At 59.5% G+C, this 20,234-nt stretch carries 21 protein-coding genes; 8 read left to right on the top strand and 13 right to left on the bottom strand.

All coding sequences use genetic code 11. The features are described from left to right. The first annotated feature begins 26 nt into the window (after positions 1–26). Positions 27–380, top strand: coding sequence for a VOC family protein (locus AC3A5O_RS02525; RefSeq protein WP_305468969.1), 354 nt, complete (start codon positions 27–29; stop codon positions 378–380). 164 nt (positions 381–544) lie between these two features. Then, positions 545–1,333, top strand: a complete 789-nt coding sequence (locus tag AC3A5O_RS02520) for an SDR family NAD(P)-dependent oxidoreductase (RefSeq protein WP_122567695.1) — start codon at positions 545–547, stop codon at positions 1,331–1,333. 116 nt (positions 1,334–1,449) lie between these two features. On the opposite strand, the gene AC3A5O_RS02515 is transcribed toward AC3A5O_RS02520, so the two are convergent. Both AC3A5O_RS02515 and AC3A5O_RS02510 read right to left on the bottom strand, forming a co-directional pair. Further along, complete coding sequence (locus tag AC3A5O_RS02515; protein ID WP_487752821.1) at positions 1,450–2,013, bottom strand: phage infection protein; 564 nt, start codon at positions 2,011–2,013, stop codon at positions 1,450–1,452. Positions 2,014–2,046: 33 nt separating this feature from the next. After that, positions 2,047–2,466: an organic hydroperoxide resistance protein gene (locus tag AC3A5O_RS02510; protein ID WP_030139009.1), complete on the bottom strand. Its 420-nt coding sequence runs from the start codon at positions 2,464–2,466 to the stop codon at positions 2,047–2,049. A 443-nt stretch (positions 2,467–2,909) separates the two neighbouring features. Between AC3A5O_RS02510 and AC3A5O_RS02505 the strand changes: the two genes are divergently transcribed. After that, on the top strand, positions 2,910–3,449 hold the full coding sequence (locus tag AC3A5O_RS02505; RefSeq protein WP_305468973.1) for an N-acetyltransferase: 540 nt from the start codon (positions 2,910–2,912) through the stop codon (positions 3,447–3,449). 1 nt (position 3,450) lies between these two features. Further along, positions 3,451–3,651, top strand: a complete 201-nt coding sequence (locus tag AC3A5O_RS02500; protein ID WP_305468974.1) for a hypothetical protein — start codon at positions 3,451–3,453, stop codon at positions 3,649–3,651. 80 nt (positions 3,652–3,731) lie between these two features. Here the strand turns inward: AC3A5O_RS02500 and AC3A5O_RS02495 are convergent, their stop codons facing one another. Then, entirely contained in the window at positions 3,732–4,856 is a 1,125-nt protein-coding gene (locus AC3A5O_RS02495; protein ID WP_122567697.1) for a GGDEF domain-containing protein, read from the bottom strand. A 255-nt stretch (positions 4,857–5,111) separates the two neighbouring features. Further along, positions 5,112–5,486 (bottom strand): lysozyme inhibitor LprI family protein, encoded by a 375-nt coding sequence (locus tag AC3A5O_RS02490; protein WP_122567698.1) that lies wholly within the window; start codon positions 5,484–5,486, stop codon positions 5,112–5,114. A gap of 695 nt (positions 5,487–6,181) precedes the next feature. On the opposite strand from AC3A5O_RS02490, the gene AC3A5O_RS02485 reads away from it, so the two are divergent. After that, on the top strand, positions 6,182–6,541 hold the full coding sequence (locus AC3A5O_RS02485) for a DUF6124 family protein (RefSeq protein ID WP_305468976.1): 360 nt from the start codon (positions 6,182–6,184) through the stop codon (positions 6,539–6,541). Positions 6,542–6,741: 200 nt separating this feature from the next. Here AC3A5O_RS02485 and AC3A5O_RS02480 read toward each other — a convergent pair whose 3' ends face one another. The 3 genes from AC3A5O_RS02480 to AC3A5O_RS02470 all read right to left on the bottom strand — a co-directional run bounded on the left by AC3A5O_RS02480 (position 6,742) and on the right by AC3A5O_RS02470 (position 9,273). Next, a complete protein-coding gene (locus tag AC3A5O_RS02480) occupies positions 6,742–7,512 on the bottom strand; it encodes a MetQ/NlpA family ABC transporter substrate-binding protein (protein ID WP_305491414.1) in 771 nt (256 codons plus the stop codon). Positions 7,513–7,591: 79 nt separating this feature from the next. Beyond that, complete coding sequence (locus tag AC3A5O_RS02475; RefSeq protein ID WP_003196204.1) at positions 7,592–8,266, bottom strand: methionine ABC transporter permease; 675 nt, start codon at positions 8,264–8,266, stop codon at positions 7,592–7,594. Continuing rightward, on the bottom strand, positions 8,266–9,273 hold the full coding sequence (locus tag AC3A5O_RS02470; protein ID WP_122567701.1) for a methionine ABC transporter ATP-binding protein: 1,008 nt from the start codon (positions 9,271–9,273) through the stop codon (positions 8,266–8,268). Before AC3A5O_RS02470 ends, AC3A5O_RS02475 begins: the two co-directional genes overlap by 1 nt. Positions 9,274–9,483: 210 nt before the next feature. Here AC3A5O_RS02470 and katE point away from each other — a divergent pair, with 210 nt between their 5' ends. After that, complete coding sequence (gene katE / locus AC3A5O_RS02465; RefSeq protein ID WP_487752896.1) at positions 9,484–11,676, top strand: catalase HPII; 2,193 nt, start codon at positions 9,484–9,486, stop codon at positions 11,674–11,676. Positions 11,677–11,783: 107 nt separating this feature from the next. Here katE and AC3A5O_RS02460 read toward each other — a convergent pair whose 3' ends face one another. From AC3A5O_RS02460 to zur, 4 genes are read right to left on the bottom strand one after another with little or no spacing between them, the layout of a single operon-like run. After that, the gene (locus AC3A5O_RS02460) at positions 11,784–12,497 is read right to left on the bottom strand and encodes a PA5502 family lipoprotein (RefSeq protein WP_305491417.1); all 714 of its coding nucleotides are present in this window, start codon (positions 12,495–12,497) and stop codon (positions 11,784–11,786) included. Positions 12,498–12,534: 37 nt separating this feature from the next. Beyond that, on the bottom strand, positions 12,535–13,323 hold the full coding sequence (znuB, locus tag AC3A5O_RS02455) for a zinc ABC transporter permease subunit ZnuB (protein WP_003196213.1): 789 nt from the start codon (positions 13,321–13,323) through the stop codon (positions 12,535–12,537). After that, complete coding sequence (znuC, locus tag AC3A5O_RS02450) at positions 13,316–14,098, bottom strand: zinc ABC transporter ATP-binding protein ZnuC (RefSeq protein WP_060739886.1); 783 nt, start codon at positions 14,096–14,098, stop codon at positions 13,316–13,318. Before znuC ends, znuB begins: the two co-directional genes overlap by 8 nt. Then, positions 14,098–14,580 carry a zinc uptake transcriptional repressor Zur gene (gene zur / locus AC3A5O_RS02445; protein ID WP_122567706.1) on the bottom strand — a complete coding sequence of 161 codons (483 nt, stop codon included), beginning with the start codon at positions 14,578–14,580 and terminating at the stop codon, positions 14,098–14,100. The genes znuC and zur overlap by 1 nt, the downstream gene beginning before the upstream one ends. A 66-nt stretch (positions 14,581–14,646) precedes the next feature. Here zur and znuA point away from each other — a divergent pair, with 66 nt between their 5' ends. Next, positions 14,647–15,576 (top strand): zinc ABC transporter substrate-binding protein ZnuA, encoded by a 930-nt coding sequence (gene znuA, locus AC3A5O_RS02440; RefSeq protein WP_122567707.1) that lies wholly within the window; start codon positions 14,647–14,649, stop codon positions 15,574–15,576. Positions 15,577–15,749: 173 nt separating this feature from the next. Here znuA and AC3A5O_RS02435 read toward each other — a convergent pair whose 3' ends face one another. Next, positions 15,750–16,700 (bottom strand): homoserine kinase, encoded by a 951-nt coding sequence (locus tag AC3A5O_RS02435; RefSeq protein ID WP_487752820.1) that lies wholly within the window; start codon positions 16,698–16,700, stop codon positions 15,750–15,752. A gap of 59 nt (positions 16,701–16,759) precedes the next feature. Next, the gene (locus tag AC3A5O_RS02430; RefSeq protein WP_014335817.1) at positions 16,760–17,047 is read right to left on the bottom strand and encodes a DUF2782 domain-containing protein; all 288 of its coding nucleotides are present in this window, start codon (positions 17,045–17,047) and stop codon (positions 16,760–16,762) included. A gap of 74 nt (positions 17,048–17,121) precedes the next feature. Here AC3A5O_RS02430 and polA point away from each other — a divergent pair, with 74 nt between their 5' ends. Continuing rightward, complete coding sequence (polA, locus tag AC3A5O_RS02425; RefSeq protein ID WP_122567710.1) at positions 17,122–19,890, top strand: DNA polymerase I; 2,769 nt, start codon at positions 17,122–17,124, stop codon at positions 19,888–19,890. The last annotated feature ends 344 nt before the right edge of the window (positions 19,891–20,234 follow it).

Genomic DNA, 20,234 nt, shown 5'->3' with positions numbered 1-20,234 from the left:
CTCCCCAATCAGCCAAGGAAGCATCAATGGGCATTCGCGCAAAAGACCGTCAGATCGATAACATCGAGCTCAATGTCAACGATATCGCCCGAAGCAAAGCCTTCTATGGAAGCGTATTCGGCTGGAACTTCGTCGATTACGGCCCGATCTACGCCGAATTCAGTGACGGCCGACTGACCGGTGGCTTCACGACCGGTGAACCCGTGCGCCCGGGTGGCCCGTTGATCATCCTGTACGCGGATGACCTTGAAGGCACCCAGCTCAGGCTCGAAGCCGCAGGGGCGACCATCAGCCGTGCTGTGTTCGCTTTCCCGGGTGGCCGGCGTTTCCACTTTATCGATCCGGATGGCTATGAACTGGCAGTGTGGTCGGCTTCCTGACGGCTGATTGATCACAAAGAGGCGCAAAGCCTCAATCGTGTCCATGATTAAGGGCCTGCGATAGCGTCGACGTTGGAATGGCAAAACCACCTCTAAATTCGTCGGACTACCGTCCAGCCAGAAATATCTCACTTCCTCTGGTTCATTAATCAAGGAGTCCCCTCATGAAAATCGACTTCACCGGACGTCACGTCCTGGTCACCGGATCCACCAGCGGTATCGGTTTTGCGACCGCCAAAGGCTTCCTGGAAGCCGGCGCCCACGTGGTCATCAATGGTCGCAGCGAGAGCAGCGTGGAAGACGCGCTGCAGCGCTTGGGCGAGCTTGCCTCAAGGGCGACTGGCTTTGTGGGCGATCTCAGCAACGCGCCTGGCTGTCAGGCACTTGTCGCCAAGCACCCAAGCTTCGATATCGTCATCAACAACCTGGGCATTTTTAAACAGGAAGACTTTTTCGAAACGCCGGACAGCGAATGGCAGCGCTTCTTCGAAACCAACGTAATGTCCGGCGTGCGTGTTTCCAGGGCCTACGCCCAGGGTATGGTCGAGCGTGGTTGGGGGCGGATTGTGTTTGTTTCGTCGGAATCGGGCGTGAACATTCCCGCCGACATGATCCACTACGGCTTCACCAAAACCGCCCAACTTTCCATCGCTCGCGGCCTGGCCAAGCGCCTCGCCGGCACGGGCGTGACGGTGAACTCGGTGTTGCCTGGGCCGACCCTTTCCGAAGGTGTTGCCCAGATGCTCCAGGCAGACGTCGAGCGCAGCGGGGAAAGCCTGGAAAAAGTCGCGGCGGATTTCGTCAACGAGCACCGCAGCACATCGATTATCCAGCGTGCGGCACGGGTCGAGGAAGTCGCCAACATGATCATCTATGCCAGCTCGGAACAGGCCTCGGCCACCACCGGTGCGGCGCTGCGCGTGGATGGTGGTGTGGTGGATAGCATCGTTTAGGGTCCTATGACACGTTGCAAAAAAACGCCGCTTCCTCATGAGAGATAAGCGGCGTTTTTTCTTTTGGAAGCGACATGGGTTGATATGACCGGTTTTCGGAGCGGTGAAGGGTTTGTTCAGCCTACCCGGTTTTCGATCAAGCGATCCGAGCCACCTTCGGCTACGCGGTTTTCGATCAGTCGGTCCGAGCCACCTTCGGCTACGCGGTTTTCGATCAGTCGGTCCGAGCCACCTTCAGCTACACGTTTTTCGATGAGTCGATCCGAGCCGCCTTCGGCTACGCGGTTTTCGATCAGTCGATCCGAGCCGCCTTCGGCTACGCGGTTTTCGATCAGTCGATCCGAGCCGCCTTCGGCGACACGTTTTTCGATCAGTCGATCCGAGCCACCTTCGGCGACACGTTTTTCGATGAGTCGATCCGAGCCGCCTTCGGCGACACGTTTTTCGATGAGTCGATCCGAGCCACCTTCGGCGACACGTTTTTCGATGAGTCGATCCGAGCCACCTTCGGCTACGCGGTTTTCGATGAGTCGATCCGAGCCGCCTTCGGCTACGCGGCTTTCGATCAGGCGATCCGAACCACCCTCAGCGAACGTAGGTTGAACAAAAGAAGTCGCGAACGCATTGCCGAGCGACAGAGCCAGAAGCGAGCCAACGAGAGTTTTGCTGAAAGTGTTCATGTCCTGATCCTTTTTATTCGTAGATGAAGTGAGTTAGACGGTGACGTGCAAACGGACGTCGACGTTGCCGCGTGTCGCGTTGGAGTACGGGCAAACCTGGTGAGCCGCGTCGACCAGCGCTTGAGCATCGGCTTGATCCAGACCTGGCAGGCTGATGTGCAGGTCGATGTCCAGACCGAAACCGCCAGGGATCTGGCCGATGCCAACGTGTGCCGTGATCGAAGCGTCAGCAGGAATGCTGCGTTTGCTTTGGCTGGCGACAAACTTCAATGCGCCGATGAAGCAAGCCGAGTAGCCGGCGGCGAACAACTGCTCAGGGTTGGTGGCTTCACCACCGGCGCCGCCCAAGGCTTTTGGAGTGGCCAGTTTCACGTCGAGAATCTTGTCGCTGGAAACAGCACGGCCATCACGGCCACCGGTAGAGGTTGCGACTGCGGTATAGAGAACGTTCATGGTGTTTCCTCTTTTGCTGATTGATTTGATCGTTTTGGCTTGCGCTAAATGTTTGTGCGCTAACCAGTTGAGGTAAAGTTAACGGATGAATAATTAGCGCGCAAGATAAATTTTTAAAAATTTATCGATTTTGATTTAACCGTTTGATCTAAAAAGAGATTTATTTTATGGCGGCGCAGTGTCTCCAGCTCGCGTGGGTCGCGAGGTGGACCAAGGAGAAGGAAGTGCTAGGGAGGATCAGCAGGTCCAGCGCAATTGCAGACCTTCGGAGAGAGGGAGTTCAAAGCAGAATTATGGGCTTCTCGATCATTCCCACCACCACGCTTCCGCCAGCCCACACATCCTTGCGCCTTTGCCTACAACAACGCCAGAACCCACCTGCTTGTACGCCCTGTCCCCGGGTTCTATTGTTTTCTGCCACTGCCCATCATCGTATTTGCCACATGAAACGGCCACGCATTAGCGATTTTAAACATCAGATGTTCCGCTCGACCGCAATGCAGCTCGCTAAAGAGTTTTTGGTGGACGATCCTAGGGCACTAGCGGAGAAGGGTATTGATGTTGAGCGGATAAGGTACGAGCCGATAGCTCAAGAGGCGCTGGAACAATGCTATCTATGGGGCTCAGAGGCCCAACTTTATCCATGGGAGGATATACCTGGGTGGAAGAATCGCGACGGGAAAGCGTTTGACCTTTCTCTGTGGTATGACCGAGAGTTATGTGGACTTTGCTTTGCCACTCCAAAATCAAGCACCTTGTCCATCAAGGTAGTCCTCCTGGAGGGCAAGCCTGACGTCACTCATCCTCTAAAGGGTGAAGTTGCCGGTTTAGTATTGATCGCGATCAGCCGATACGCGCGAATGCTGAAGCTTAGCGAGATTGAGATTTTTGAGCCTGACCCTGGGGCCGTCCAGTGGTACCAGTATCTGGGCTTCGATTTCGACGACCAGCGGCGCCTTGTTATAGCGGTGAACGAGGCATAACATGATCCCCAATTCTATTGACGAGTTTTCCATGAAGACTTCCAAGCGCACTCCAAAGCCCTTGCTTGCAGCTCAGTACCAAGCGGAAGCCCGCCGTCTGGCTGGTTGCGCGACCAGTATTGAGCGCCAGTTCTTGTCGGTTAGCCTCGCCAAGGGTAAGGAGCTTGAACCCGTTGGCCGCATGGCTGGTGCCAGAACCTGAGTTCTGCCGATACAAAAAAGACCGCCGAATGGCGGTTTTTGTTTTTTCCAGTTCCGACGGATGATGCAAAGCCAACCCGACTAAGCAACAGCCACTCGATTGCGCCCCAGCGCCTTCGCCCGATACAGGGCCTTATCCGCATCGTTCATCAAGCTGTGAAGGTCCTTGTTACAGGCCTCCGTCGACGCGACGCCAAGGCTGGCGGTTATGCAGTGGACAGGCTCGATCATCAAACCCGCAATCGTATCAATGAGCCGTTCTGCGATCTGGGTGGCGACTTCGATGGAAGTGTTAGGAAGCAGAATGGCGAACTCTTCCCCACCTAGTCGGCCGTGAATATCCGTCGCCCGAAATGACGAACTGATGACCATCCCCATCTCGCGCAAAACCTGATCCCCGACCTGATGGCCGTAGGTGTCGTTGATGTGCTTGAAGTGATCCATGTCCAACATGACCGCGCACAACCCTAACCGGTTGGTCTTGCATTCGTCGTAGAGCTGCTGGGCATGCTCGAAAAAAGCCCGCCGACTCTTCAGGCCGGTCAGTTCATCGGTTTGTGCGGCGCGGGTAGAAATGCTGTTCGCCTGTTCCATTTCACGGGTAAGACGAAAGGCGACTTCCAGGGCCTGGGACATTTTGTGTGTGGCGCGGGCAGCAAATGCGGCGAACACCAGGATCGAAAGGGCCATGCCGACTTGAATCGGCGACGGTTGAAACAGCAGCCAGACGGTACACGGAAACAACACCAGGCCAATGGAGGCTAGCGTCATATCGCGGTAGGCCGAATAACAGGACACCGCGCTGACAGACATTCCGACGGTAAAGAGCATGACCAGTGCTTGGGACAACAGATCGTCCGCCGGCATGACCACAAACGCCCCGCCGCCCCAGATGCTGGCGGATAGCACCAACGTGACCCAGTACCTGCGCTCCCAGCGTTGAGGCGTACGCTCACTTTCGTCGCTGCGAAAATAGGCAACGAACATCGCGATACGCAACAGCGTCGATGCGGTCAGGATGCCCAGCCACCAAAGAATGATGCTGTGCTCAAACCGATCCCAGCACAGCCAACTCAACATGATGGCAGCCATGTAACTGCCGAACACCGCAGAAACGGATTGGCGAAACAGTTGCTGCAATCGATCAGTCCGCACCTGCTCGGCTATGCAAAAATCCTGGCCATTGCGAGATCTTGGGCCACCCATTTGATCCACCTGATCGTGACGCAACTAAAGCGGCGATTGTGGCACCCTGCCACCAACGCAAACAACTGAATTACTGTGGCGAGGGGATTTATCCCCGCTGGGCTGCGAAGCAGCCCCAACCCTTCCTACAACCAAACTGTGCATCATCTTCTTTACAGGAGCAGGCTGGAATCAATCCGCAATAACGGGTGAACCCGCCAAAGAAAAACCCGACGCTTTAGGTCGGGTTTTTCAGCGAAGGCAAGTTGTTACGGGTTACTCGACTTGCGACAGCTTGGCATCGTCGCAACCGGCAGCACGGCACTCGCGCTCGACAGCCTTGAGTATGACGATACGCGCCTCGGTCTTCTCATTGGCACAGTCCAGGTAGAGCAGGCCATCGTTGGAACAGGCGCTGTCACGATTTTTGATCCACTGGATTTGAGCGGCTTTCACCTTTTTCTTTTGCTCCGGGTTCAGAGCACTCATCGTCTTCTTGTATTGATCGTTGATGTCCTGATCCGACTGAACCATTTTCAGCGACGCGCAATAGGTTCTGTCATAGGCGTTTCTAGGGTTATCGCAACTCATCGCAGATGCCGATGCGGATGCCATTGCCAGCAATGCCCCAACCAACAAAGACTTGATCACTCACTTCTCTCCCTGAATGGCCTCTATTGATTAGAGGTCGCGGCGTGAATTTATCATGAGGGTTGTAGAACAATGAAGCGGATCCGATGGCCTTCAGCTCCTCGATTGCAGCGGCGCTTATCCACACCATCGATCCATAACGCAGTCCCTTGTGGCGAGGGGATTTATCCCCGCTGGGTTGCGCAGCAACCCCAAAAATCTCCATGCAACCAAAAGTCTGTGGCGAGGGAGCTTGCTCCCGCTGGGCTGCGCAGCAGCCCCAAACCATCCAAACACATTCCTACAGACCAACCCGTGCCAGCTACCCCGTCCCTTCTCAAGTATCCCTCTAGCCTGAACTACAGGTCATAAACACCACATGTTCATCCTCCCACCCCAACCCGTCCACCAGGCTACCCAACCTTGCGCCTTTACCTACAACTACGCCAGAATCCGCCCGCTTGTGCACCTTGCCCCTGGGTTCTATCGTTTTCCTGCCACTGCCCATCAGTGGTCGGGTTTAGTAGCCCGAGGTATTTAGTAAGGTGCAAAGCTCTATCAATCAGGTATTTCCATGCCTGTATTTGATGGCGGTTGTGCGCAGGGCGCCCTCGGGCGCGCCGGCTTGCTAAGTCCCCGGTCTACTAACCTGCGTACAGCTGCCACCCCTTGTTTAGTAGCTAGAGGGTTGCGGCTTCAACTATAGGACTTAGTACATGTTCAAACCTACACCGAATCCGCCAGAGGCGGACCAAGCTCCCCCGCGCACCAAATCCAAGGCCAAAAAGCACGACGAAGCCACCAAACGCGTCCTGGATCACTACCTGCTCCCAAAACCGGAAAAGTCCGAAGATACGTCCCAACCGGGCCAGCTCTTCACCGTCGCAAAAAACGCCGACAACGAATCCCTCCTCGCCAACCTCAGCGAAACCCTGGCGGCAGCCGACGCGATGGTCAGCAACCTGGCCTTCGATCTGGAAGGTCAGCGCCGCCACATCCTTCTCGGCATCCAGCAATTGATTGAGCTGAGTTCATTGCTGGCTAACCGGGTGTTGGATAACGTTGATCCGCGATAGCAAATAAACATCCTTCCCAAAAGCAAACCCGACATCTTGCGTCGGGTTCGCTTTTTTAACGCTCCAGAAACACGAAAGCCCGCAGATATTTCTATGAATGCCCGTGATCTTGCGGATTTTTGCCCATCACGCATATTTCCGAGCAAAAAAAACGGGCCTGCATTCCCACGCAGCCCCGTTTTTTTCACCACCTGATCAGCTCAAAACGCCGGCAAAACCGCCCCTTTGTACTTCTCAAGAATAAAAGCCTTCACCTCCGGCGTATGCAAAGCCGCAACCAGCTTCTTCATCGCCTCACTGTCCTTATCATCCTCACGGGCAACCAGAATGTTCACATAAGGCGAGTCACTACCCTCAATCACCAACGCATCCTTGGAAGGATCAAGCTTGGCCTCCAACGCATAGTTGGTGTTAATCAACGCCAGATCCACCTGAGTCAGCACCCGCGGAATGGTCGCCGCTTCCAGCTCGCGGAACTTCAAATCTTTTGGATTCTCGGTGATGTCCTTGGTCGTCGACAGGATGTTGTTCGAATCCTTCAACTTGATCACCCCAGCCTTCGCCAGCAGCAACAGCGCACGACCACCGTTAGTAGCGTCGTTCGGGATCACTACGTTGGCACCGCCCGGCAGTTCGGTAAGTGCCTTGTACTTGCTGGAATAAGCGCCCAGGGGTTCCAGGTGCACACCGGCCACGCTCACCAGGTGCGTGCCCTTGGCCTTGTTGAACTCATCCAGGTACGGCTGGTGCTGGAAGAAGTTGGCGTCCAGGCGCTTTTCCGCAACCTGCACGTTGGGCTGGATGTAGTCGGTGAAGACTTTGACCTTGAGGTCTACGCCTTGCTTTTCCAATGCCGGTTTGACGAATTCGAGGATTTCCGCGTGCGGCACCGGGGTGGCGGCGACGGTCAGGGTGTCGGCGTGGGCGGAAAACGCTGCGGCGGCAGCGAAGGCAACCAGTAGTTTCTTCATTCAGCTAACTCCTTTTGAAGCGCCTGCTCTCGGCGCCTGCCAGCGAATGGCCGGCTCATGGTTTATTGGCCGCGAGGCCTTATTTTCTAGAAAAATGCACAACCAGTTTGTCGCCCACGGTTTGCAGGACCTGAACCAGCACCAGCAGCAACACCACCGTGACCACCATGACATCGGTCTGGAAACGCTGGTAACCGAACCGGATGGCCAGGTCGCCCAAACCACCGGCGCCGACCACACCGGCCATGGCCGTGTAGGACACCAGCGTAATCGCTGTCACCGTAATCGCGGCAAAAATGCCCGGGCGGGCTTCCGGCAGCAAGGCGTTGACGATGATCTGCCGCGTCGTTGCGCCCATGGCCTGGGTCGCTTCGATGATGCCGCGGTCGACTTCGCGCAGGGCGGTTTCCACCAGGCGGGCGAAGAACGGTGTCGCGCCGACCACCAGCGGTGGGATCGCGCCGGCCACGCCCAGGGAGGTGCCGGTGATCAATACCGTGAACGGGATCATCACGATCAACAGGATGATGAACGGCAGCGACCGCAGGATGTTCACGATCAGCGACAGCAGCGCATAAACGCCCCGGGCTTCGAGCAACTGGCGCGGGCTGCACAGGAACAGCAACACGCCCAGGGGCAAGCCGAGCAGCACGGTGAACAGCAGCGAACCGAACAGCATCAGGAAGGTATCGCCCGTTGCCAGCCAGATTTCCAGCCAGTCGATGTTGGAGAAGAACGAACTCAACAGTTCCATTAGCGCAGCACCTCCATGTGGACATCGGCCGCGGTGAAGCGGGCAAACGCCGCCTCCATGTCACCGCCGGTGATGGCGAGGGTCAGTTGCCCGTAGGGGGTGTCTTTGATGCGGTCGATACGACCGGCCAGGATGCTGTAGTCCACACCGGTTTCCCGGGCGACGGTGCCGAGCAATGGCGCGTATGTCGCTTCGCCCTGGAACGTCAGACGCACGATACGCCCTGGCACGTGGGCGAAGTCGTCGCGCTGTTCGCTTTCGTCGATCTGCTCGTCTTCCTGGACGAAACGCTTGGTGGTCGGGTGCTTCGGATGTAGGAACACTTCGGCCACCGGGCCTTGTTCGACGATCACACCGGCGTCCATTACCGCTACTTGATCGCAAACGCGGCGGATCACGTCCATTTCATGGGTGATCAGCACGATGGTCAGCTTCAGCTCGCGGTTGATCTCCGCCAGCAGTTGCAGCACCGAGGCGGTGGTCTGCGGGTCGAGGGCGCTGGTGGCCTCGTCGCACAGCAGGATCTTGGGCTTGGTCGCCAGGGCGCGGGCGATGCCGACGCGCTGCTTCTGGCCGCCGGACAATTGCGCTGGGTATTTACGGGCGTGGTCGGACAGCCCTACCCGTGCCAGCAACTCGGCGACGCGGCGGTCGATGTCGCTGCGGGACAATTCGCCCGCCAACGTCAGCGGCAGCGCCACGTTGTCGGCCACGGTCTTGGATGCCAGCAGGTTGAAGTGCTGGAAGATCATCCCGACTTGCTGGCGGAAGCGCCGCAGGCCGCTGGCGTCCAGGGCGGTGACTTCCTCGCCGTCGACGATGATCTTGCCGCCGCTGGAGTCTTCCAGGCGATTGATCAGGCGCAGCAGGGTACTTTTTCCCGCACCGGAATGGCCAATCAGGCCGAAGACCTGACCGTTCTCAATCGTCAGACTGGTCGGATGCAGGGCGGGGATATCCCTACCGGCGACTCGGTAGGTTTTATGGACGTCTTGAAACTCGATCACGTAGCGAACCTTGTGGGGCGCGTTGGAAAAGGATCAGCGGTTAGCCGGGCGCGCATTTTAGCCTGTCCGTATAGAGGTTCTTAGCATTTATTTGCGATCGGACCAGTCATTTGGCAATAACGCGATCAATGGGCATAAAAAAGGAACACAGCCAAACGGCATCGGTCACTCATTAAGCAACTCGAAAATGCCCAGGTACCAACCTGCGGTATCGAACTCAAGAGTCCTGGCCACGGCGGGGATCGCAAAGAGGAGTTATGCCTGATGAGTACCGAAAAGCCCACGGTCAACAAGAGCCAACTGGCCGGGACCGACACCCTGGATCGCGGCAACACCAACGCCAAGCTCGAAAGCCTGGAACAGTTTCGCTCCGACGCCACCGAGCAGGCGTTGCGCACTAACCAAGGCGTGAAAATCGCCGATAACCAGAATACCCTTCGTGTCGGCGCTCGCGGTCCCTCGCTGCTGGAAGACTTCATCATGCGTGAAAAAATCACGCACTTTGACCATGAGCGCATCCCGGAACGCATCGTCCACGCCCGCGGGACCGGCGCCCATGGCTACTTCCAGAGCTATGAAGCGCATTCAGCATTGACCAAGGCCGGTTTCCTACAAGACCCGAGCAAGAAAACCCCGGTGTTCGTGCGTTTTTCCACTGTGCAAGGCCCACGGGGTTCCGGCGACACGGTGCGGGATGTGCGTGGTTTTGCAGTGAAGTTCTTCACCGACGAAGGCAACTTCGACCTGGTGGGCAATAACATGCCGGTGTTTTTCATCCAGGATGCGATCAAATTTCCTGACTTCGTCCACGCCGTAAAACCCGAGCCCCATAACGAAATTCCTACAGGCGGTTCGGCCCACGACACGTTCTGGGATTTCGTCTCGCTGGTGCCGGAATCGGCCCACATGGTGATCTGGGCGATGTCCGACCGGGCCATTCCCAAAAGCCTGCGCGCCATGCAGGGGTTTGGGGTGCACACCTTCCGCATGATCAACGCCGAAGGCAAAAGCAGTTTCGTCAAATTCCACTGGCGCCCTACCGTCGGCACCTGTTCATTGGTGTGGGACGAAGCCCAGAAGCTGGCGGGTAAAGATACGGACTATCACCGTCGCGATCTTTGGGAGTCGATCGAGATGGGCGACTACCCGGAATGGGAGTTCGGCGTGCAGATCGTTGCCGAGGAAGACGAGCACAATTTCGACTTCGACCTGCTCGACCCGACCAAGATCATTCCCGAGGAGCTGGTGCCCATCACGCCCCTGGGCAAGATGGTGCTGAACCGTAACCCGGACAATTTTTTCGCCGAAGTCGAGCAAGTTGCGTTCTGCCCTGGGCATATCGTGCCGGGCATCGATTTTTCCAACGATCCGCTGCTGCAAGGTCGGCTGTTTTCCTACACCGATACGCAAATCAGCCGACTCGGTGGGCCGAATTTTCATGAGCTGCCAATCAACCGGGCGATCACCCCGGTGCACAACGGCCAGCGTGACGGCATGCACCGCAGCACCATCGACAAGGGGCGCACGTCCTACGAGCCGAACTCCATCGACGGTGGTTGGCCGAAGGAAACCCCGCCCGGCCCGGAGGACGGCGGCTTCGAAAGTTATCCAGAGCGTATCGACGCCTATAAGATCCGCCAACGCAGCGATTCGTTCGGTGACCATTTCTCCCAGGCGCGGCTGTTCTACAACAGCATGAGCCCCCACGAAAAAGAGCACATCATCGCCGCCTACAGCTTCGAGCTGGGCAAGGTGGAGCGGGAGTTCATCCGGAAGCGGCAGGTGAATGAGATCCTCGCCAACATCGACTTGGACCTGGCTGGGCGGGTAGCGAAAAACCTCGGCTTGCCGGCACCGACCGCGGGTACTGTCGATGTTCCGACGCCTTCACTGGGGCAATCCCCGGCCTTGAGCCAGGCGAACCTGCTGTCCGGCGACATCAAGACGCGCAAAGTAGCAGTGCTGGTGGCCAATGGTGTCGACGGGGCGATCATCGATGCCCTCAAGCAGGCCCTGAAGGCAGAAGGCGCTCACGCCAAAGTGCTGGGGCCGACTTCGGCGCCGGTGACCACCGCCGATGGGCAGACGTTGGCGGTAGATGCGTCCATGGAAGGCTTGCCGTCGATTGCCTTTGACGCGGTATTCGTACCGGGTGGCGCGGAGTCGATCAAGGCCTTGAGTCGCGACGGCGTGGCGTTGCATTACGTGCTGGAGGCCTACAAGCATCTGAAAGCCATTGGGCTTCATGGTGAGGCCCGGCAGTTGTTGGTGGAGTTGAAGCTGGAGGTGGATGCGGGGTTGATCGAAGACGCGGATGCGAGCGGTTTTTCGCGGTTTTTTGCGGCGATTGCTCAGCATCGGGTTTGGGCGCGGGAGCCGAAGGCGAAGGCTGTTCCAGCCTAAAGAGAGTTGTTGTCTGGTAGGACGCTATCGCGAGCAAGCTCGCTCCCACAGGGGTTAGGTGTCGATCACTAAACCCCATGTGGGAGCGAGCTTGCTCGCGATGCTTTTTAAGGCTTACGCGGAGTCAGCACGACCTGGGCCGGCACACTGCGCAAAATCTGCTTCTGCAGCTTCAGATCAAACCCAGGGTCCAGCTTCTTGACCCGCTTGGTCAGCAACGTCGCCAACCATGGATAGTCATCGGTGCGCGGCGCCTGGATGCTGACGTCACACTGATAATTCACCACATCAGCGGCGATGGCATCCAGTTGTCGGCGCATTTGCTGTATATCGGCGAGGTTGAGCGCAACCGTGGTGCTGGGGGCGCTCGGATCGATCACCTTGGCGACCGGTTTGGCTTCGGCGGCCTTGAGGTCGGCCTCGGCTTTTTCCAGCTCGGCCTTGCGGGCCTCGGCAATGGCGCTGTTGACCTCGCCGGTGAGGGCCGGGGCCTTGGGCATCAGTGCTCGGGCGCGGCTCAGGGCAGTGGCGGCGGCATTGACGTCGCCTTTTTGCAAGTCGATCTGGCTGCGGCGCAAATACGCCTCGGCCAGTTGCCGCTGGTAAGGTTCCAGCGACCGGTCTTCCGGCGACTGGGCTTGCAAGGCGGCCAACTGGCCTTCGGCGGTGGCCAGCTCATTGCTGGCCAGGCTTTGCTCGAGCTGTGCGATGGCCGGGCCCCGCGTATCGGGAGCCTGGGTGACCGGCGGTGTACTCTGGCACGCGCCCAGCAGCAGGGAAAATGCGACAAGGAGCAGATAACGGGAGGCGAACGGCTTCATTCCTGCGACTCTCTATTTGCGCAAAAAGCGAGCAAGTCTACACCCCTCGACGAGGCAGGACAAAACTCAGCAGAAATAACGCAGCGGCGCTGACCACGATAGACGGGCCGGCCGGGGTGTCCTTGAACCAGGAAAGTGCCAGCCCGCCACACACTGCGAGCATGCCCAGCAGGCTCGCGCCCAGGGCCATCTGCTCGGGTGAGCGGGCGTGACGCTGTGCCGCAGCCGCTGGAATGATCAGCAATGACGTAATCAGTAACACACCGACGATTTTCATCGCCACGGCGATGACCACCGCAATCAGCAGCATCAGCGCCAACCGTAAACCCAGCACGGGCAAGCCTTCGACCCGGGCCAGCTCTTCGTGCACGGTAACGGCCAGCAATGGCCGCCAGAGCGCCACCAGCAACAGCAGCACCGCCGCGCTACCGCCCAGGATCCAAGACAGGTCCGTCGGGCTGATCGCCAGCAGGTCGCCGAACAGATAGGCCATCAGGTCGATCCGCACGTCATGCATGAAGCTTAGTACCACCAGCCCGAGGGACAGGGTGCTCGGTGCCAAAATACCCAGCAGCGTGTCGGACGCCAGCGGCTGGCGGTGTTGCAAGGTCACCAGCACCACCGCCAACAACAGGCAACCGACGGTCACTGCCACCGCCGGGCTGACATCCAGCAGAAACCCCAGGGCCACGCCGAGCAACGCCGCGTGGGACAAGGTGTCGCCGAAATAGGCCATGCGCCGCCAGACCACGAACGAACCCAAGGGGCCGGCGACCAGGGCGAGTGCCAGGCCTGCGAGCAGGGCGTACAACAGAAAATCAGCCATGCTTGCAGCCATCTCCATGAACATGATTGGAAGCGGAAGGGGCGCTGACCACCGAGCCATGCAGGTCATGGGCGTGGTCATGGTGGTGGTGATAAATCGCCAGGCTTTGTGCGTTTTTTCCGAATAGCTCGACGAAAGCCGGATCGCCGCTGACCTGTTCGGGATGCCCGGAACAGCAGACGTGGCGGTTGAGGCAGACCACCTGGTCGGTGGTGCTCATCACCAGGTGCAAATCGTGGGACACCATCAGCACGCCGCAGCCATGGCGGTCGCGCAGGCGCGTGATCAGGCTGTACAACTCGGCCTGACCCGCCACATCGACCCCTTGCACCGGCTCGTCGAGCACCAACAATTCCGGCTCGCGCAACAGGGCGCGGGCCAGCAGCACACGCTGCATCTCGCCCCCGGACACGCTTTGCACCGGGCTGTCGATCACTTGCTCGGCGCCGACTTCGTTGAGCGCGGCCAAGGCCCGTGCGCGGTCCACCCCCGGCACCAGGCGCAGGAAGCGCAGCACCGACAGCGGCAGCGTCGGATCGACGTGAAGTTTTTGCGGCATGTAACCGACGCGCAACCTGGGCTTGCGCCAGACGCTGCCGCTGTCGGGCTTGAGCAAACCCAGTACGGCGCGCACCAGAGTGGTCTTGCCGGCGCCGTTGGGGCCGATCAAGGTCACGATCTGCCCCGGCTCGACGCTCAGGTGAATGTTGTCCAGCACGTTCTGTCCGGCGAACGTCACGGCCACCTGCTCGAGGCGGATCAGCGCGTTGCTCATCAGGCCCCCTGGCAGCCGGAGCACAGACCCACCACTTCGACGGTCTGGGTGTCGACCACGAAGCCGACCTCCTTGGCGCTGGTGATGATCGCATCGCTGATGGACTTCTGTTCCAGCTCGATGGCGGCGTGGCATTCGCGGCAGATCAGGAACTGGCCCTGGTGGGCGTGCTCGGGATGGTTGCAACCGACGAAGGCGTTCAGCGAAGAAATACGATGCACCAGGCCGTTTTCCAAGAGGAAATCCAGCGCCCGATAGACCGTTGGCGGCGCGGCGCGGCGGCCGTCCTGCTCGCTGAGTACGGCGAGGATGTCGTAGGCGCCCAGCGGCTTGTGGCTCTGCCAGACCAATTCCAGCACGCGCCGCCGCAGGGCGGTCAGGCGCAACCCTTGGCGCGCGCAGATGGCGTCGGCCTCGGACAGCGCGCTGTGCACGCAGTGGGAGTGGTCGTGGGGGCGACTGGCAAGGGGCGTAATAGGCATGGGCAGCGACGAGTTCAGTGAGAGACGTTATTATGTTACCCGTTCTCGCCTCTACGAGTGGTCATCGTGTCCCGATTTTTTTCGCTCTTTGTCGCTTTTGTCGCAAGTTTTCTACTGATCGGCCCGGCTCAGGCCGACGTCAAGGTCCTCACCAGCATCAAGCCGTTGCAGTTGATTGCCGCCGCCGTGCAGGACGGCGTAGCCGTTCCAGAGGTGTTGCTGCCGCCAGGGGCTTCGCCGCATCACTATGCGTTGCGGCCGTCGGATGTTCGCAAGGTGCAGTCGGTGGACCTGCTGTACTGGATTGGGCCTGACATGGAAGGTTTCCTACCGCGGGTGTTGAACGGTCGTACCCTGCCCTCCGTTGCGGTGCAGGATCTGCCGGGGCTCAAGTTGCGTCACTTCGCCCAGGACAGCGCCTCCCACGAGGATCATGACCATGGCGACGATGAACACGATCACGACCATCGCCCCGGCACCGTGGATGCCCACCTGTGGCTATCGCCGCACAATGCGCGGGTGATCGCTGCCAAAATGGCGACGGACCTGAGCGCGGCGGATCCAGCGAACGCGGCCCGCTATCAAAGCAACCTCACGGCCTTCAACCAGCGTCTCGACGCCTTGGACACGCGCCTCAAGACGCGCCTGGCCGGGGTCGCGGGCAAACCGTATTTCGTGTTCCACGAAGCGTTCGACTATTTTGAAGACAACTACGGCCTCAAGCACGCCGGGGTATTCGCCGTGGCCGCCGAAGTCCAGCCCGGCGCCCAGCATGTGGCGGCGATGCGCACGCGCTTGCAAGCGGTGGGCAAGACCTGCGTGTTCAGCGAACCGCCCCTGCGCCCGCGCCTGGCCGAAACCCTGGTGGCCGGGTTGCCGGTGAAGTTGGCGGAGCTGGATGCACTGGGCGGCTACACCCCGGCGACGGCGCAGGGGTATGAGCAGTTGTTGGAGAAGTTGGGGAATGATTTGGCGGGGTGCCTGGAGTCGCTATAGCCTACCAACGCAGACCCTGTGGCGAGGGGATTTATCCCCGTTGGGCTGCGAAGCAGCCCCTTGCTTTCAGTCTGATGCGCTGCGGCGGCAGATATTTCTTGGGGGCTGCTTCGCAGCCCAGCGGGGATAAATCCCCTCGCCACAAGAGCATTCAGCTTCGCGCCTGCTGGCTGTTACAGGGCAAAAGGCAACTGTGCGTGAACCGTCTGCCGCTGCGCCAATCGCTGCTGGAACTCCATCGGATCGTGAATCAACACATCCTGCCCGGCAAACGACTCGGCGGCGATCAACCGCGACAGCCAGAACCGCACGCACGCCACGCGCAGCATGGTCGGCCATAGCTCGGCCTCGGCGGCGGTGAACGGCCGCAACGCCGCATAGGCACCCAGCAACGCTCGCGCCCTGGCACCATCGAGCACGCCGTCGTCATCCGAGCACCAGTCATTCAAGGCGATGGCGACGTCATACAGCATCGGCCCGGAGCAGGCGTTGTAGAAGTCGATCAAGCCGGTCAGGTGCGTGCCTTCGAACATCGCATTGTCGCGGAACAGATCGGCGTGGATGTTGGCGCGTGGCAGCGCCAGGATGCCAACCTTCTGCCGGGCGATTTCATCCAGCGCCGCCTCGAGCAACTGGCGCGCCTCTGCGTCGAGGTGCGAGAGCAGCTTGGCGCCCTCCTCCTGCATCCAGTCCAGGCCGCGATCGGTCTTGCGCTTGATCATGTTGTCGCGGGTCGCCAAGTGCAGATGCGCCAGCAATTCCCCGACCTGGGCGCAATGCTGGGCGTTGGCCTGTTTGATGTGCTTGCCGGCCAGGCGCGGTTGCAACAGCGCCGGTTTGCCCGCCAGTTCCCGCAGTGCGACGCCGTCGGTGGTGCGCAAGGCGTAAGGCACCGGCAGGTCGGCGTTGTGCAGTACGTCCAGCAGTTCGATGAAGAACGGCATTTCCTGCACCGGGCCGCGCTCGACCAGGGTCAGGACGAATTCGCCCTGCTCCAGGCTGATAAAGAAATTGGTGTTTTCGCTGCCAGCGGCGATCCCCTGGAAATCAAGCAGACGGCCAAGCCCGTAAGGGGCGAGAAAGGTTTCCAGCTCGGGCCGAGCCAGGGGCGTGAACACAGACATGGTTAAAACTGCCAGTACGGGCGCCCTTCAGCGGGCGCCGGTTGAAGTGCAGAGCGGTACTACCACTCAAAGATTTTCCACGAAGGGATCAGCATATCCGGCTGGTCCGAGCGGATGAAGTTTGCATCAGTGCCATCGGCGCGTACCAGGAAATAAGGCTTGCCGTTCTTGGGCGTGACCTTGATCGCGTACAAAAAGCCGTTTTGCCGATACTCCTGAATGGTTCTATCCCCTTCGGTGCGGATGGTGACGTCCGGGTCCGCCGAGGGTGCGTCGTCCGCCGCCATGACGGCCAACGGGGTGATTGCAAACAAGCCAGCCAGTAACAGGCGATTTAGTGTACGCATGATAACCTTGTCCCTTTGTCGTCAACGGTCCCGCTATTCTAGCCCCGGACCCGCCGAAAAGGTTGATCCTGCTCATGAGCCAAGCCCCCCTCGTCCTGGTGGACGGTTCTTCTTATCTGTACCGCGCCTTTCACGCGCTGCCACCGCTGACCACGTCCAAAGGCCTGCCGACCGGTGCGGTCAAGGGCGTGTTGAACATGCTCAAGAGCCTGCGCAAGCAGTATCCGGACAGTCCGTTCGCCGTGGTGTTCGACGCCAAGGGTGGGACATTTCGCGATGCGCTGTACGCCGAATACAAGGCCAACCGCCCAAGCATGCCCGACGATATGCGCGTGCAGATCGAGCCGCTGCATGCCAGCGTCAAGGCCCTGGGCTTCCCGCTGCTGTGCGTGGACAACGTCGAAGCCGATGACGTGATCGGTACCCTGGCCCGCAGCAGCGCGGCGGCCGACCGTCCGGTGGTGATCTCCACCGGCGACAAGGACATGGCGCAGTTGGTCGACGGGCACATTACCTTGGTCAATACCATGACCGGTAGCGCCCTGGACGTGGCTGGCGTGAAGGAGAAGTTTGGCGTCGCTCCAGAGCAGATCATCGATTACCTGGCGTTGATGGGCGATTCGTCCGACAACATCCCGGGCGTTCCGGGTATCGGGCCGAAGACCGCATCTGGCCTGTTGGTAGGCGTCAATGGCGGCCTGACCGAGCTGTATGCGCAACTGGACATCGTCGCCACCCTGCCCATTCGTGGCGCCAAGACCCTGGCCGCCAAGCTTGAAGAGCACAAGGAAATGGCATTCCTTTCCTATGAGCTGGCGACGATCAAGGTCGACGTGCCGTTGGACGTCGGCCTCGATGATCTGCAAATGGGCCAACCGGATCACGAGAAGCTCGCCGAGCTGTATACCCTGCTGGAATTCAAGAGCTGGTTCGAAGAAAACCAGCGCGACGCCAAGCGTGCCGGCCAGGAGATCGTCGAAGTTGCCGAAGAACAGCCCGGCGGCGCCGAAGCCAAGTACGAGGTCATTCTCGATCAGGCGCGCTTCGAGGCGTGGCTGGCGAAACTGGACAAAGCGCCGCTGTTTGCCTTTGTCACCGAAACCAACGGCGGCGATGCCCAGCATTCGCAACTGGTCGGCTTGTCGTTCGCCGTGGCCCCTTTCGAAGCGGCCTACATCCCGCTGACCCATTCCTACATGGGCGTGCCGGAACAACTGGACCGCGACACGGTGCTCAAGGCGCTCAAGCCACTGCTGGAAAACCCGAACAAGCTCAAGGTCGGCCAGCACGCCAAGTTCGAAACCAACATCCTGGCCAACTGCGCCATTGGTGGCGACCAGGACAATGGCATTCTGGTCCAGGGCATCGCTTTCGACACCATGCTCGAATCCTATGTGCTGGACTCCACCGCGACCCGCCATGACATGGACAGCCTGGCGCTCAAGTACCTGGGCCAGAGTAAGACCGATTTCCAGGACATCGCGGGCAAAGGGGTCAAGCAACTGACCTTCGACCAGATCTCCCTGGAACTGGCCGGCCCTTACGCCGCCGAAGACGCCGACGTGACCTTCCGCCTGCACCAGGCCTTGCAGGAAAAACTGGCCGCCACGCCAAGCCTGGGCCCGGTGCTCAACGACATCGAAATGCCGCTGATGCCGGTCCTGGCGCGCATCGAGCGCCAGGGTGCGTTGGTGGATGCCAACCTGCTGGGCGTACAGAGCGTCGAGTTGGGCGAAAAACTGGTGGCGTTGGAGCGTGAGGCGTTTGCCATCGCCGGTGAGGAATTCAACCTGGGTTCGCCGAAGCAATTGGGCGTGATCCTGTACGAAAAGCTCGGTTTGCCGGTGCTCAGCAAAACCGCCAAGGGCCAGGCGTCCACTGCCGAAGCGGTGCTCGCCGAGTTGGCGGAGCAGGATTACCCGCTGCCCAAGGTGCTGATGCAGTACCGCTCCCTGAGCAAGCTCAAGAGCACTTACACCGATCGCCTGCCGGAACAGATCAACAGCCGTACCGGCCGCGTCCACACCAATTACCAGCAGGCCGTCGCCGCGACCGGGCGCCTATCGTCCATCGACCCGAACCTGCAGAACATCCCGATTCGCACGGCCGAAGGCCGACGCATCCGCCAGGCGTTCGTCGCGCCGAAAGGCTACAAGCTGCTGGCGGCGGATTATTCGCAGATCGAGCTGCGGATCATGGCGCACCTGGCCAAGGATGAAGGGCTGCTCCACGCCTTTCGCAACGACCTGGACGTGCACCGGGCCACGGCCGCCGAGGTGTTCGGCGTCGAGCTGGAAGCCGTCACCCATGACCAGCGCCGCAGCGCCAAGGCGATCAACTTCGGCTTGATCTATGGCATGAGCGCGTTCGGCCTGGCCAAGCAGATCGGCGTTGATCGCAAGCAGTCCCAGGCTTACATCGACCGCTACTTCACTCGCTACCCGGGTGTGCTGGCGTACATGGAACGCACCCGCGCCCAGGCGGCCGAGCAAGGGTTTGTCGAAACCATTTTCGGTCGCCGGTTGTACCTGCCGGACATCAACGCGAAAAACCCGGCCCTGCGCAAAGGCGCCGAGCGCACCGCCATCAACGCGCCGATGCAGGGCACGGCGGCCGACATCATCAAGAAAGCCATGGTCGCCGTGGACCGTTGGCTGACGACGTCCGGGCTGGATGCGAAGGTCATCCTGCAGGTCCACGACGAACTGGTGCTGGAAGTGCGTGAAGACCTGGTCGACCAGGTGCGCGAGGAAATCCGCCAGCACATGAGCACCGCCGCCACGCTGGACGTGCCGCTGCTGGTGGAAGTGGGCGTGGGCAATAACTGGGACGAGGCGCACTGATCCTTTTGTCCTGAGGCCTCCTCGCCACAGGGGGGGGGCTGATAGAGCTGGGGAGTGAAAGATTGTCATCGCGAGCAAGCTCGCTCCCACAGGCGTTTTGTGTCGAGCCGACTATCGAGCCAACACCAATTCACTGTGGGAGCGAGCTTGCTCGCGATAGCGTCAGCCCAGACAATCTGGGCCCATTGAGTCCCCCAAAACCCAGGTGCGGCCTCATTAGTTCGGAAAATTCCTAAGGTTATTTCCAAAAATAATCTGAACTAAACCCGTGAATCGCCACTCAGAGATTCTGAATGGCTGGTGAAGCCCTTCAATGCTCCTATGTTGTGTTAAGTGTTGGCAGA

Source organism: Pseudomonas sp. Soil_N_39, assembly GCF_057655955.1.
The sequence above is the reverse complement of the archived record's forward strand: the minus strand, read 5'-3'. Positions and strand labels throughout refer to the sequence as shown.